The organism is Pseudomonas sp. PSE14 (genome assembly GCF_029203285.1).
Taxonomy (GTDB): Bacteria; Pseudomonadota; Gammaproteobacteria; order Pseudomonadales; family Pseudomonadaceae; genus Pseudomonas.
In genome coordinates, this window is record NZ_CP115669.1 from 5540524 (window position 1) to 5553901 (window position 13378).

General features: G+C 65.8%; 12 protein-coding genes. 4 read left to right on the top strand and 8 right to left on the bottom strand.

The window, feature by feature from the left end; translation table 11 throughout:
* Positions 1-68: 68 nt before the first annotated feature.
* The 5 genes from O6P39_RS25330 to hslO all read right to left on the bottom strand — a co-directional run bounded on the left by O6P39_RS25330 (position 69) and on the right by hslO (position 7150).
* Entirely contained in the window at positions 69-671 is a 603-nt protein-coding gene (locus tag O6P39_RS25330) for a nitroreductase family protein (RefSeq protein ID WP_275609114.1), read from the bottom strand.
* Between the two features lie 145 nt (positions 672-816).
* On the bottom strand, positions 817-2316 hold the full coding sequence (locus O6P39_RS25335; protein WP_275609115.1) for an NAD(P)/FAD-dependent oxidoreductase: 1500 nt from the start codon (positions 2314-2316) through the stop codon (positions 817-819).
* A 114-nt stretch (positions 2317-2430) separates the two neighbouring features.
* Entirely contained in the window at positions 2431-4356 is a 1926-nt protein-coding gene (locus O6P39_RS25340) for an ATP-dependent DNA helicase RecQ (protein WP_275609116.1), read from the bottom strand.
* Between the two features lie 190 nt (positions 4357-4546).
* A complete protein-coding gene (locus O6P39_RS25345) occupies positions 4547-6088 on the bottom strand; it encodes a phosphoenolpyruvate carboxykinase (RefSeq protein ID WP_275609117.1) in 1542 nt (513 codons plus the stop codon).
* A gap of 168 nt (positions 6089-6256) precedes the next feature.
* Positions 6257-7150: an Hsp33 family molecular chaperone HslO gene (hslO, locus tag O6P39_RS25350; RefSeq protein ID WP_275609118.1), complete on the bottom strand. Its 894-nt coding sequence runs from the start codon at positions 7148-7150 to the stop codon at positions 6257-6259.
* A 118-nt stretch (positions 7151-7268) separates the two neighbouring features.
* On the opposite strand from hslO, the gene O6P39_RS25355 reads away from it, so the two are divergent.
* On the top strand, positions 7269-8069 hold the full coding sequence (locus tag O6P39_RS25355; RefSeq protein WP_275609119.1) for a phosphatase PAP2 family protein: 801 nt from the start codon (positions 7269-7271) through the stop codon (positions 8067-8069).
* A 46-nt stretch (positions 8070-8115) separates the two neighbouring features.
* Here the strand turns inward: O6P39_RS25355 and O6P39_RS25360 are convergent, their stop codons facing one another.
* Entirely contained in the window at positions 8116-8508 is a 393-nt protein-coding gene (locus O6P39_RS25360) for a S4 domain-containing protein (RefSeq protein WP_275609120.1), read from the bottom strand.
* 167 nt (positions 8509-8675) lie between these two features.
* On the opposite strand from O6P39_RS25360, the gene O6P39_RS25365 reads away from it, so the two are divergent.
* The 3 genes from O6P39_RS25365 (at position 8676) to O6P39_RS25375 (ending at position 11214) form a co-directional block, all read left to right on the top strand.
* Complete coding sequence (locus O6P39_RS25365; RefSeq protein ID WP_236620561.1) at positions 8676-9086, top strand: ATP-dependent zinc protease; 411 nt, start codon at positions 8676-8678, stop codon at positions 9084-9086.
* Positions 9083-9988, top strand: a complete 906-nt coding sequence (gene rimK, locus O6P39_RS25370) for a 30S ribosomal protein S6--L-glutamate ligase (protein ID WP_015479406.1) — start codon at positions 9083-9085, stop codon at positions 9986-9988. The genes O6P39_RS25365 and rimK overlap by 4 nt, the downstream gene beginning before the upstream one ends.
* A gap of 296 nt (positions 9989-10284) precedes the next feature.
* The gene (locus O6P39_RS25375) at positions 10285-11214 is read left to right on the top strand and encodes an LD-carboxypeptidase (protein WP_275609121.1); all 930 of its coding nucleotides are present in this window, start codon (positions 10285-10287) and stop codon (positions 11212-11214) included.
* On the opposite strand, the gene O6P39_RS25380 is transcribed toward O6P39_RS25375, so the two are convergent.
* Entirely contained in the window at positions 11211-12530 is a 1320-nt protein-coding gene (locus tag O6P39_RS25380; protein ID WP_275609122.1) for an ATP-binding protein, read from the bottom strand. The two genes, O6P39_RS25375 and O6P39_RS25380, sit on opposite strands and share 4 nt — an antisense overlap.
* Before the next feature lie 104 nt (positions 12531-12634).
* Positions 12635-13375 carry a two-component system response regulator OmpR gene (gene ompR, locus O6P39_RS25385; protein ID WP_024762186.1) on the bottom strand — a complete coding sequence of 247 codons (741 nt, stop codon included), beginning with the start codon at positions 13373-13375 and terminating at the stop codon, positions 12635-12637.
* Between the last annotated feature and the right edge of the window lie 3 nt (positions 13376-13378).

Here is a 13378-nt window from a genome sequence, read left to right on the forward strand (position 1 = left end):
TGACGTGGCCAGGCCCAAGCTCGCTCCTACGAAAAGCAAAACGCGCCCGGAGGCGCGTTTCGTGGGGATCAGAACCGATCGCGAATGATCGTCTCTTCCACCGGCAGCCGGCCGATGCGCGGCTTGGCTTCCACCGCCTGCTTGCCCACGGCGACCATCAGGCCAATGACGTGGTTGTCCGGCAGGTTGATCAGCTGGCCCACGGCGTCGAAGTCGAAGCCGTCCATCGGCACGCTGTCCAGGCCGCGGCCACGGGCGGCGAGCATCAGGGTCTGGGCCACCAGGCCGCAGCTGCGCATGGTTTCGTCGCGCTGGGTCTGCGGCTTGTCGCGGTAGTAGCCGTCGATGGCGTTGGTCATGAAGTTCTGCACTTCCGCCGGGGCGCCGTCCCAGACGCGGCTGGCGTTGGCTTCCCAGCTGTCGGTGCGGGCGCAGACCACCACCAGCATCGAGGCATCGGTCATCTGCGCCTGGTCCCAGCCCACTTCGCGGATGTGCGCGCGCAATTGCGGGTCGCTGACTTCCACCAGGCGCACGTGCTGCAGGTTGAAGGCGGTGGGCGCGAGCAGCGCCAGTTGCAGCAGCTCGTCCTTCTCCTCGCGGCTCATCACGTAGGAGGTGTCGAAACCCCGGATGGAACGGCGGCTGCGGATGGCGTCATCGATATGCATGAAATTTCCTCTGGCCTGCATGATTGCGGATGGCGCGCATGGTAAGCCGAGCGGAGGGATCGTTGCAGAGTGGCGTATCGATAATGTCTATCCAGCACTTCGATGGAACGGCGCCCGCCACGGCAGGCGGGCGCCGGCGAGGGGGTCAGCCCTCCAGCGCCTCCACCGGCGCCGCCGTGGCCTGGCGCTGCTGGGGCGAGGTGAACGTCAGGTAGCCGTCCTCGACCTTGCCGAAGCGCAGCAGGGCCAGGTCCAGCGCGTAGTTCTGATAGAGCTTCCACGGCGTGCGGTCGCCCTGCTTGGGCATGCGGTCGGCGGCGCGCTGGATGTAGCCGGAGTTGAGGTTGAGGAAGGGTTCTTCCTTCACCTGCCCATGGCTCTGGCGCGGCGTGCACTGGCGCATGCCGATGGCGTCGAGGTGGTTGATCAGGCGGCAGAAGTATTCGCTGGAGAGGTCCGCCTTGAGCGTCCAGCTGGCGTTGGTGTAGCCGACGATGGCGGCGAGGTTGGGCAGGTCGCGCAGCATGATGCCGCGGTAGCCCATGCTCTGGGTGACGTCGAAGGGCTTGCCGTCGATGGCCAGCTCGGCGCCGCCGAACATCACCAGGTCCAGTCCGGTGGCGGTGATGATCACGTCCGCTTCGAGCAGTTGCCCGGATTTGAGCAGGATGCCTTTCTCGGTGAAACGCTCGATGTGGTCGGTCACCACCGAGGCCCGGCCCTGGCGCAGCGCCTTGAACAGGTCACCATCCGGCACGCAGCACACGCGCTCGTCCCACGGTTTGTAGCGCGGGCTGAAGTGGCGCATGTCGAAGTCCTTGCCCAGCTGCAAGCTGGCCAGCTTGAGCATGAGTTTGCGCACCGCGCCGGGGAACGCCTTGGATGCCATGAAGAAGACCATCTGCATGGTCACGTTGCGCGCCCGCGCCTGGCGGTACACCCACTTCTCCGGCAGGAAGTTGCGCAGGAAATTCGAGATCGGGTCCTTCGCCGGCAGCGTGATCACGTAGGACGGCGAGCGCTGCAGCATGGTGACGTGGGCGGCCTTGTCGGTCAGCGAGGGGATCAGCGTGACGGCGGTGGCGCCGCTGCCGATCACCACGATGCGCTTGCCGCTGTAGTCGAAGTTTTCCGGCCACAGCTGCGGGTGGATGACCTGCCCGGCGAAGCTCTCGCGCCCCGGGAAGTCTGGTGTGTAGCCGGCGTCATAGCGGTAGTAGCCAGTGCACATGAAGAGGAACTGCGCGCTCATGCGCACCGGTTCCTGCTCGTCGCCGCGCTGCACGGTGAGATTCCAGCGCGCGCTGGCGCTATCCCAGTCGGCCTTGAGCACACGGTGGCGGTAGCGAATCTTGTCCTCGACCCGGTACTCGCGGGCGGTCTCGCGGATGTAGTTGAGAATCGACGGGCCGTCGGCGATGGCCTTGGGATCGGTCCAGGGCTTGAAGTTGTAGCCCAGGGTGTACATGTCCGAGTCGGAGCGGATGCCGGGGTAGCGGAACAGGTCCCAGGTGCCGCCCATGGCCTCGCGGCCTTCGAGGATGGCGTAGGACTTGCCGGGGCACTGCTTCTGCAGATGGCAGGCGGCGCCGATGCCGGACAGGCCGGCGCCGATGATCAGTACATCCAGGTGCTCGACGGACATGCGGGGTTCCTCTTGCGACGCCCTTGTGAGTCTAGGCAGGAATGCCTCCCCACACCCTACAAGGGAGCCCGGCGGCGCCACGCCGACCTTTAGTCGTGCGTGGCGTCTGGCCTGTTACAGCTGCGCCTGCACCCAGTTGCGCACGCGGGCGTAGGGGTAATCCTCCAGCGTCGCGTAGCCCGGCAAGGTGCGGGCGCGCATGCGGGTAAAGGCCGGCACGCTGATGCCGCAGAGGAAGCGCGTCAAGCAGTCGGCGCTCGGCGCCATCCCTCGCGCGCTGCGGTATTTCTCCAGGAAGGCGGCGCAGCGGTTGTGCAGGGATTGGCCGTCCAGCGGCGGCAGCGCAGGTGGCTCCGGCAGATGGGCGACGCGGCCGGCGCACACCGAGCAATGGCCACAATGCCGGGGCGCCTGTTCGTCACCGAAGTAATGCGCCAGGCGCCAGCTCAGGCACTCCTCGCTGGCCAGCAGGTCGAGCATGGCGCCGATGCGGGCGATCTCGCTCTCCTCGTGCCGCTTGAAGTAGCGGTGCAGCTCGTCACTCAACTTATCCACATCGAACTGGGCATCGCGTACTGCGTAGACCTCGGTCATCTGCTTGCTTTCCAGCTCGACCCAACCGCGCTCCTGGAAGTAATCCAGCGCCTTCACCACCCGCGCGCGCTCGGCACCATGGCGGCTGTAGAGGGTGTCGAAATCCAGGGTCGCCCAGGTCCGCGCACGCGCCGAGGTGTTGAGGATGGCTTCGACGAACTGCCGCCGCTCGCCCTCGAAATGGCCGAGCAATGCGGCGGAATCGATGAGCAGTTTGTAGCGATATTCGGCGAAATAGGCGAAACGCGGCGCGATGATGCCGCGTAGCTCCAACTGCACCAGCAGCGTCTTGAGCGGCAACTGGCGGATATTGGACTGGTCCGACAGCGGCACCAGCATGGTCTCCCACTGGCCATTCGGCGCCTGGCGGATGTCCTCCAGCACATTGCGGATGCCCTCGCGCTCGGGGGTGTCGCCGTAGACGAAGTTTTCCAGCACGTTGAGGCTGTCGCGGTTGGCCAGCACCAGGCATTCCGAGCGCTGGCCGTCGCGCCCGGCGCGGCCGATTTCCTGGCTGTAGTTCTCCAGGGACTTGGGCAGGTCATAGTGCACCACCTGGCGGATATCGCTCTTGTCGATGCCCATGCCGAAGGCGATGGTGGCGACGATGCAGTTCAGCTGGCCATCCATGAAGCGGCGCTGGATGCCTTCGCGCTCGGGGTGCTCCATCCCGGCGTGGTAGGCGCACGCGGGAATGCCGCGTTCGGCCAGGTACGCGGCGATGTCCTCGGCGGTCTTCTGCTGGGTGACGTAGACGATGGCCGGTTTGCCTGGCCGCTCCCGCAGCCACTCCACCAGCCGCGCCCGGCGGGCGGCGCTGGAGATGGGCTCCACCTGCAGGTCGAGGTTGGCGCGGTAGAAGCCGGTGGTGACCACATCGCTTTCGCTGATGGCGAACTTGGCGCGCATGTCGGCGATCACCGCCGGCGTGGCCGTGGCGGTGAGCAGCAGCACCTGGGGAATGCGGAATTGCTTCTGGTAGTCCGGCAGCTTCAGGTAATCGGGGCGAAAGTTGTGGCCCCATTCCGAGATGCAGTGCGCTTCATCCACCACCAGCAGGGAAATGGGCACCTCGCTGATGAAGTTACGGAAGCGCTCGTTCTTCAGCCGTTCCACCGAAATCATCAGCACTTTCAGCTCGCCGCTACGCGCGCGGGCCATGGTCTGCGCGGTCTGCTCGCGGCTCTGCGCCGAATCGATGCTGGCGGCGGCGATGCCGTGGCGGGTGAGGAAGGCCAGTTGGTCCTGCATCAGCGCCAGCAGCGGCGACACCACCAGCGTCAGGTGCGGCATCAGCAGCGCCGGCAACTGGTAGCACAGCGACTTGCCCGAGCCGGTGGGAAAGATCGCCGCCGCCGAGCGCCCGGCGAGCACGGCGCTGACCGCCGCCTCCTGGCCGGGGCGGAACTGGCGAAAGCCGAAGACGCGTTCGAGGGTGTCGTGCATGGGAGTACTCCGTTACGTGGGCATCCACCCAGCCTAGAAAGCGTCATTGTAGGAGCGAGCTTGCTCGCGAACCGGAGCTGGGCTGTTCGCGAGCAAGCTCGCTCCTACGAAGAGCGCAATGGCGTAGGACCGTTCCCAGGCGCCAATGAAAAAGCCGCCCGAAGGCGGCTCTTTCGAAGAACGGGTTCGCTTACAGCTGCGGGCCGGCGTTCTTGATGGCGTCGCTCACGTCGAACTTCTTGAAGTTCTCGATGAACTTGCTGGCCAGGCCCTTGGCGGCTTCGTCGTAGGCGGCCTTGTCAGCCCAGGTGTTGCGCGGGTTGAGCAGGACGGTCTCGACGCCCGGAACGGCCTTGGGCACGTCCAGGTTGATGATGTCCAGGTGCTCGGTCTCGGCACCGACCAGAGCGCCGCTCTGGATTGCAGCGATCACGCCACGGGTGGTCGGGATGTTGAAGCGCTTGCCAACGCCGTAGCCACCACCGGTCCAGCCGGTGTTGACCAGGTAGACCTTGGAGCCGAAGGCCTTGATGCGCTTGATCAACAGCTCGGCGTAGACGCCGGCCGGACGCGGGAAGAAGGGTGCGCCGAAGCAGGTGGAGAAGGTCGACTTGATGCCGCCGCCCGAACCCATTTCGGTGGAACCCACCAGCGCGGTGTAGCCGGACAGGAAGTGGTAGGCCGCCTGCTCGTTGTTCAGGATCGACACGGGCGGCAGAACGCCGGTCAGGTCGCAGGTCAGGAAGATCACGGCGTTGGGTTCGCCGCCGAGGTTCTTCTCGGAACGCTTCTCGACGTGTTCCAGCGGGTAGGCTGCGCGGGAGTTCTGGGTCAGGCTGTCATCGGCGTAATCCGGGGTGCGGTTTTCGTCGAGGACGACGTTTTCCAGCACAGCACCGAACTTGATGGCTTTCCAGATCACCGGCTCGTTCTTCTCGGACAGGTCGATGCACTTGGCATAGCAACCGCCTTCGATGTTGAAGACGACGCCTTCGCCCCAGCCGTGCTCGTCGTCGCCGATCAGGTAGCGGCTTTCGTCAGCGGACAGGGTGGTCTTGCCGGTACCCGACAGACCGAAGAACAGGGTGACGTCGCCGGCTTCGCCGATGTTGGCGGCGCAATGCATCGGCAGCACGTCTTTTTCCGGCAGCAGGTAGTTCTGCACGCCGAACATGGCCTTCTTCATCTCACCGGCGTAGCGCATGCCGGCGATCAGCACTTTCTTCTGGGCGAAGTTGAGGATCACGCAGCCATCGGAGTTGGTGCCGTCACGCTCGGGCACGCACTCGAAGTTGGCGACGTTGAGGACCTGCCACTCTTCGCGGCCAGCCGGGTTGTACTGCTCAGGCTCGATGAACAGCGCACGGCCGAACAGGTTCTGCCAGGCGGTGCCGGTGGTCATCTTGACGGCCAGGTAGTGGTCGTGGGCCGAACCTACATGGACGTGGGAAACGAAGTGGTCCTGGGCGTTGTTGAAGGCCTCGACACGATCCCACAGGGCATCGAACTTGTCAGCCGGGAACGGACGGTTGATGGCACCCCAGGCGATGGAATCCTTGCTGCCCGGCTCTTCGACGATGAAACGGTCGGCAGGCGAGCGGCCGGTGCGGTGGCCGGTACGTACGACCAGCGCGCCGTTGTCGGCGAGTTCGCCTTCGCCGCGGCGAATGGCTTCTTCGACCAGTTGGGCAACGCTGATGTCGGTGTAAACGGCTTTATTGGCTTGCGTCATGTGGGTCCCCGTCGGCCGAAGCCGAGTCCTCCAAACATTGCGTAGTGACTTCTAATTCCCACTACCGCGGAAAAAAGTCGCGGGATTATGCCAGAAAAGAACTGTTTTCGTGCAGCCTCTGATCTGGCAAGAGCGCCATTGGTGCGGCTATCGGACGGATAGAAGCGGTCAGTGGCGGGTTTCCGAGGGCGTTTTGCTACCACCGCCGGAGAACAGTTGGGCAACGTCCGAACCGTCGAAACGGTAACGCTGGTTGCAGAACTGGCAGTCGATCACGACTTCGCCGCCCTGCTCGGCGAGCAGGCGCTCGGCGTCCTCGTGCCCAAGACTGACCAGCGCGTTGGCCGAGCGTTCCCGCGAGCAGCTGCAACGGAAGACCAGCGGTTGCGGGTCGAACAGGCGTACGTCGTCCTCGTGGTACAGGCGGTGCAGCACGGTGGCGTTGTCCAGGCCCAACAGCTCCTCGGCGGTGAGGGTGTCGGCCAGGGTGGTGACGTGCTGCCAGCTGGCTTCCCGCGACTCTGCGTCGCGCTGGCGGTCGGCCGGTAGCTGTTGCAGCAGCAGGCCACGGGCGCGGCGGCTGTCGGCGTTGAGCCAGAAGCGGGTCGGCAACTGCTCGGAGGTGGCGAAGTAGGTCGACAGGCAATCGGCCAGGGTCACGCCCTCCAGCGGCACGATGCCCTGGTAGCGCTTGCCCTTCTTCGGATCGACGGTGAGGGTCAGCACGCCGTGGGGCATCAGGTCGGCGAGCCCGGCGGCATCGCCGATGGCGTCCGCTTCGTAGCGGGCCAGGCCGCGCACTTCGCGGTCGCTGGAACACTCCACCATCAGCAGCGGTACCGCGCCATTGGAGCGCGCCTGCAGCACCAGCAGGCCGTCGAACTTGAGGGTGCCGCACAGCAGCGCGGCAGCGGCTAGCATTTCCCCCAGCAGCTGGGCGACCGGCTGCGGGTAGGGGTGCTTGGCCAGCACTTCGGCGTAGCTGCGGTCGAGCTCCACCAGTTCACCGCGAACATCGGTGTTGTCGAACAGGAAACGCTGACTTTGATCGATCTGGGACATGCTGGACACAACGCTGCGATAGGCACAAATAAATGACAAGTTGATGGCAAAGGCCTATAAAGCGCGCTTTGCAGCACCCACCCGCATTCGGGTGGTTCCGTAAGGGGGAATCGATTTTATGGATAAAGCCAATCCGTTCCAAGCCACCTGGTCCTGGAAGCCCTTCATCGCCTGTCACCTGTTCGCGCTCGCGTTGCTCCTGCTGTGGCTCTGGGAGCCTGCCCGAGAGGCGATGAACCTGTTCGACTTCAGCCTGTTCAGCCTTCTGAACGAACCACTGGCGACCAATGATGCCTGGCGGCTGACCTGGGCAGTGGCCAGTACCCGCCCGTTCGACCTGCTGGTCGGCGTGATCCTGCTGCTCCTGTTGATCCGGGGCGACTGGATCTTCAAGGCCACCCAAGCCCGCGCAGCCACCTTCGGCTTCCTCTGCGCCGCCGTAGTACTGGTGGTGGTGCGCATCCTCTACGCCAAGATCGCCCACCACTTCGGCTGGCAGCACGCGAGCATCTCCACCGTTGTGCCGGATGCCGTGCGCCTGGAGCAGTACTTCCCGAGCTGGGAAGACACCGCCTTCGAGATCAAGGATGAGTCTGCCCGCAGCTTCCCCGGCGACCACGCCTCGGTGCTGCTGATCTGGGCACTGTTCCTCACCCTGTTCGCCCGCAGCGCCCTGCAGTGGGTGGTGATCTGGGGCCTGGCGCTGCTGTTCATGCTGCCGCGCCTGGTGGCCGGCGCGCACTGGGGCCAGGACGACTACATCGGCGGCGTGCAGATGGCGCTGGTGGCCCTGGCCTGGAGCTGCTTCACACCGTTCGCCGCCAAGGTCAGCGCCGCACTGGTGCGCTGGACCGAGCCGCTGTTCAACCTGCTTACGAAGATCCCGCTGCTCAACCGCCTGAGCGTCGTCGCGGCCTGAGTGGCCCGTCGATCAGGGCGAGGCGCCTTCGGCCCTCGCCCCAGGATCACTCCTGATCGCGGAAGCTGAACAACTGGCGACGCTGCTTCTTGGTTGGCCGCCCGTCGGTCTGCAGGCCCAGCGCACCGGCCTTGCGCATCGCGGCCGCGTCCTCGCGACGCTTCGCGCTGTCGGCGGTCTCCTCATACAGCAACTGGGCCTCCGGCGCGCCACGACGCACCATCGATAGCGCCTTGACCACCACGGTGCGCTCGTCGAAGCCGGTGCGGATCACATATTCCTCGCCGATCTTCGGCTCCTTGCCCGGCTTGCAGCGCTCGCCCCGGCAATGCACCTTGCCACCCTCGATGGCCTCCTTGGCCAGCGAGCGGGTCTTGTAGAAGCGCGCCGCCCACAGCCACTTGTCCAGGCGGACCTTGTCGTCGTCTTTCTCGCTCACTTCATAACCTCGTCATGCGGGTCTGCGAGTGTACCGCGCACCCCGCTGGCGGGGCACAACCGGCCTGACTAGAATGCCGGCAAACGCCGGGGACGCCTGCCTTGAAGACATTCGACCAGTTGTCGGTAATCGGTTTGCGCGAATGGATCGCCCTGCCCGAACTGGGCATGGTCGGCCTGCGCGCGAAGATCGACACCGGCGCCAGTACCTCCAGCCTGCATGCCAGCGAGATCGTGCCGTTCAAGCGCAACGGCCAGAGCTGGGTGCGCTTCGTCGCCCACCTCGGCACCCAGGTGCAGCGCCGCCACCGCTGCGAAGCACCGGTGGTGACGATGAAGACCATCAAGAGCTCCAACGGCCAGGCCCAGACCCGTTACGTGATCCGCACCCTGCTGGCCCTGGGCGACCGCGCCTGGCCGGTGGAATTCACCCTGGCCTGCCGTAAGACCATGCGCTACCGCGTGCTGCTAGGCTCCAAGGCCCTGGTCCACGGCCAACTGGTGGTCAATCCGGGCCTGACCTACGTCCAGGACAAACCCCTCATCATGGTTTCCTCCACCCCTTCAGGTGATCAATGAAAATTGCTGTGCTGTCGCGCAATCCGCGCCTGTATTCCACCCGTCGGCTGGTGGAGGCCGGGCAGCAACGCGGCCATGAGATGGTGGTGATCGACACCCTCCGCGCCTACATGAACATCGCCAGCCACAAACCACAGATCCACTATCGCGGACAGCCCCTGGAAGGCTTCGACGCAGTGATCCCCCGTATCGGCGCATCGGTGACCTTCTACGGCTGCGCCGTGCTGCGGCAGTTCGAGATGATGGGGGTGTTCCCGCTCAACGAATCGGTGGCCATCGCCCGCTCCCGCGACAAGCTGCGCTCCCTGCAGTTGCTCTCGCGCAAGGGCATCGGCCTGCCGATCACAGGCTTCGCCCACTCCCCCGACGACGTGCCGGACCTGATCGAGATGGTCGGCGGCGCGCCGCTGGTGATCAAGCTGCTGGAAGGCACCCAAGGCATCGGCGTGGTGCTCTGCGAGACGGAGAAGGCCGCCGAGTCCGTGCTGGAGGCCTTCATGGGGCTCAAGCACAACATCATGGTGCAGGAATACATCAAGGAGGCCGGCGGCGCCGACATCCGCTGCTTCGTGGTGGGCGACAAGGTGATTGCCTCGATGAAGCGCCAGGCCGCGCCCGGCGAATTCCGCTCCAACCTGCACCGTGGCGGCAGCGCCAGCCTGATCAAGATCACCCCGGAAGAACGCATGACCGCCATCCGCGCCGCGCGGATCATGGGACTGAAGGTCGCCGGCGTCGACATCCTGCGCTCCCACCATGGCCCACTGGTGATGGAAGTGAATTCCTCGCCGGGGCTGGAGGGCATCGAGACCACCACCGGCAAGGACATCGCCGGGGTGATCATCGAGTACCTGGAGAAAAATGGCGGGCCGCATCTGGCGCGGACCAAGGGCAAGGGGTGAGCCGGGGCTTTCGTGGCGCATGCGTCACGCCGGCGAACGCCAGGCCACGGATGGCCTGGCAGGAGGCTCAGAGAAGCACGTAGTCACGGCAGGGATGTCAGGAACGAACTTTCATGAAGCACCCTTAAGCCCTGCACTGGGTCTCGCCCTCACCCCATCCCTCTCACAGAGGGATGGGGTGAGGAAATGCACGGCAACCCAGCCAACGGAAAGCGCCCAGCCCATCATTGCCCCACTGAACCCTTCGCGAGCAAGCTCGCTCCTACACGTTCTCCCGCAGTAACCGGATATCAGACATGCCCGCACCCCGCTCCAACGCCGAACTCAAGTGGTCGCCCATCGAAGGCCGCATCGCCCTGGTCGCGCCGGCCTCGGCCATCGCCGAAGAGGTGCTGGAGGCGACCCTGCGCCAGCTGGAAGTGCTGGGCGTGGATTACCACCTGGGCGAACACGCCGATGCGCGCTACCGCTACCTGGCCGGCACGCCGCAGCAGCGCCTGGAGGATTTCCACGCCGCCTTCGAGCTGGAGGACGTCAGCGCCGTCTGGTGCCTGCGTGGCGGCTACGGCTGTGGGCAACTGGTTCCGCGACTGGACTGGAAGCGCCTGCAAGCCGCCTCGCCGCGCCCGCTGATCGGCTTCTCGGACATCTCCATCCTGCTCAGCGCCTTCCACCGCCATGGCCTGCCAGCGATCCACGGGCCGGTCGCCACCGCCCTCGGCCTGCAACCGCTCAGTGCGCCCAGCGAGCAGCACGAGCGCCTGGCTTCGCTGGCGTCGGTCAGCCATGTGCTGGCGGGAAATCCGGGCAAGCTGGCGGTGCAGCACCTGGCAGGGCCGAAGCACTCCGTGGAGGGCGAACTGATCGGCGGCAACCTCACTGCGCTGGCCTGCATGGCCGGTACCGAAGGCGCGCTGCATGTGCCGGACGGCGCGATCCTGATCCTCGAAGACGTCGGCGAGCCCTACTACCGCCTCGAACGCAGCCTCTGGCAACTGCTCAACAGCCGCGGTGGGGCACGCCTGGGCGCGGTGTGCCTGGGCGGCTTCACCGACTGCCCGCGCAAGGGCGTGGCGCATAGCCTGGAAGAGATCATCAGCGAGTACGTCGCCACCCTGGGCGTTCCGCTCTACCACGGCCTGCCCAGCGGCCACGGCGCGCACAATCGCGCCTGGCCCTACGGACGCCGGGCGCTGCTGGAAGGCAAATCCCTGCGCTGGGATTAGTGGGCGTTGCGCGGCAGCAGCAGCCCCAACGGCAGGCAGACCCGCGCTTCCACCCCGCCACCTTCACGGTTGCGCAGCTCGATGCTGCCACCGTGCTGCTCGGCGATGCGCTTGACGATGGCCAGCCCCAGGCCGGTGCCCTTGCCGCCGCGCGCCTTGTCGCCGCGAATGAAGGGATTGAAGATGCTGCTCAGCTCCTGCGGGTCGATACCGGCGCCGCGATCGAGCACGCTGAGCACCACATAGGGCGCCGCACCGCCACCGGCTACGTGCGCCGCGACTTCCACCTTGCCGCCGCCGTGATTGAGCGCGTTCTCGATCAGGTTGCCGAGCATGCGCTTGATCGACACACGGCGGAAACGGAACGGTGGCAGCGGCTCCAGGCACAGGCGCACGCGCTCTTCCGTCTGGTTGAAGGCATCGGCCGTCTCGCACACCAGGCCGTACAGGTCGCCCTCCTCCACCGGCTCGTCGCGGCCGTCGCGGATGAAGGCGAGGAACTGGTCGAGGATGGCGTCCATGTCTTCGATGTCGCGGACCATGTCCTCGACCATCTCCCGATCGCTCTCGGGCATCAGCTCAAGCGACAGGCGCAGGCGCGTCAGCGGCGTGCGCAGGTCGTGGGACACGCCGGCCAGCATCAGCTCGCGCTCGCGCCCGGCCTGCTCGACGTCGTCGGCCATCTGGTTGAAGGCGCGGTATACCTCGGCCATCTCGCTGGGCGTTTCCGGCCCCAGGGGCAAGCGCACGCTGCGGCCCTTGCCGAACTCGCGGGAAGCGAACACCAGGCGCTTGAGCGGCTGGCTGAGCAGGCGCACGAAGATCCACGCGGCAGCCGTGGACAGCAAACCAATGCCGAGGAACCAGCCCAGCACGCTCCAGATCTGCTGGCCGCGCAGCGGGTGCGGGTAGAGCGGAACGCCGATCCAACCCTCACCCAGGGTCGGCGCGCGTACCCAGAGCATCGACGGATGGTGGATGCGCAGGCGTGTCTCGGTGTCGATGCCCAGCTCCATGCGCATCTGCCGCTGGAAGATGTCGGTGTACGGCCAATGCACCTCTTCCGGCTGCCCCTGCTCGTGGGGCGCCCACTTCAGCCCGGCGGACTGGGCGATGGCCTCGCGCGACTTCTCGTCCGCCGCCCAGTAGGCGCGCACGGTCAGCGCCGCGCCGTGGCTGTACTGGCGGTCGACCAGCATGTCCTCGTTCATCAGCAGGTAGACCAGGGTCAGCGCCTTGGAAAACAGCACGACGATGAGCACCAGCCAGAGGGTGCGGGCGAAGAAGCTTTGCGGGAACCAGAGGGGTGTTTTCAAGAGGGCGTTACCAGGAAGCACGAACTGTAGGAGCGAGCTTGCTCGCGAATGAACCCACGCACCGAGGCGGGTTCGCGAGCAAGCCCGCTCCTACCAAAGAAACATCACTTGCGGGCGGCACCATCCGGTACGAACACATAGCCCACGCCCCAGACGGTCTGGATGTAGCGCGGTTTGGACGGATCGGGCTCGATCAGCCGGCGCAGGCGGGAAATCTGCACGTCGATGGAGCGCTCCAGGGCGTCCCACTCGCGACCGCGGGCCAGGTTCATCAGCTTGTCGCGGGTCAGTGGCTCGCGGGCGTGCTGCACCAGGGCCTTGAGCACGGCGAACTCACCGGTGGTGAGCATGTGCACTTCCTCGCCCTTCTTCAGCTCGCGGGTGGCCAGGTGCAGCTCGTAGTCGCCGAAGGTGACGATCTCGTCCTCGCCCGCCGGCGCGCCCGGCACCAGCGGCGCCTGGCGGCGCAGCACGGCCTTGATCCGTGCCAGCAACTCGCGCGGGTTGAACGGCTTGGCCAGGTAGTCGTCGGCGCCCTGTTCCAGGCCGGAGATGCGGCTGGACTCGTCGCCCTTGGCGGTGAGCATGATGATCGGGATCTGGTTGTTCGACTCGCGCAGGCGCTTGCACGCGGAGAGTCCGTCCTCGCCGGGCATCATCAGGTCAAGCACCACCAGCTGGAACAGCTCACGGGCCAGCAGGCGGTCCATCTGCTCGGTATTCTCGACGGCGCGGACGCGGTAACCCTGCTCATCGAGGAAGCGTTCCAGCAGACGGCGCAGGCGCGCATCGTCATCGACCACGAGGATCTTTTCGCCTTCCGGCAGGGTGGCAGCGTTGCTCATGGA

Coding starts and splice junctions, on each gene's coding strand:
- O6P39_RS25355 (WP_275609119.1), top strand. CDS start 7,269: ATGGATAAAGCCAATCCGTTCCAAGCCACCTGGTCCTGGAAGCCCTTC.
- hslO (WP_275609118.1), bottom strand. CDS start 7,150: ATGTCCCAGATCGATCAAAGTCAGCGTTTCCTGTTCGACAACACCGAT.
- O6P39_RS25335 (WP_275609115.1), bottom strand. CDS start 2,316: ATGTCCGTCGAGCACCTGGATGTACTGATCATCGGCGCCGGCCTGTCC.
- O6P39_RS25330 (WP_275609114.1), bottom strand. CDS start 671: ATGCATATCGATGACGCCATCCGCAGCCGCCGTTCCATCCGGGGTTTC.
- O6P39_RS25375 (WP_275609121.1), top strand. CDS start 10,285: ATGCCCGCACCCCGCTCCAACGCCGAACTCAAGTGGTCGCCCATCGAA.
- O6P39_RS25345 (WP_275609117.1), bottom strand. CDS start 6,088: ATGACGCAAGCCAATAAAGCCGTTTACACCGACATCAGCGTTGCCCAA.
- rimK (WP_015479406.1), top strand. CDS start 9,083: ATGAAAATTGCTGTGCTGTCGCGCAATCCGCGCCTGTATTCCACCCGT.
- O6P39_RS25365 (WP_236620561.1), top strand. CDS start 8,676: ATGGTCGGCCTGCGCGCGAAGATCGACACCGGCGCCAGTACCTCCAGC.
- O6P39_RS25340 (WP_275609116.1), bottom strand. CDS start 4,356: ATGCACGACACCCTCGAACGCGTCTTCGGCTTTCGCCAGTTCCGCCCC.
- ompR (WP_024762186.1), bottom strand. CDS start 13,375: ATGAGCAACGCTGCCACCCTGCCGGAAGGCGAAAAGATCCTCGTGGTC.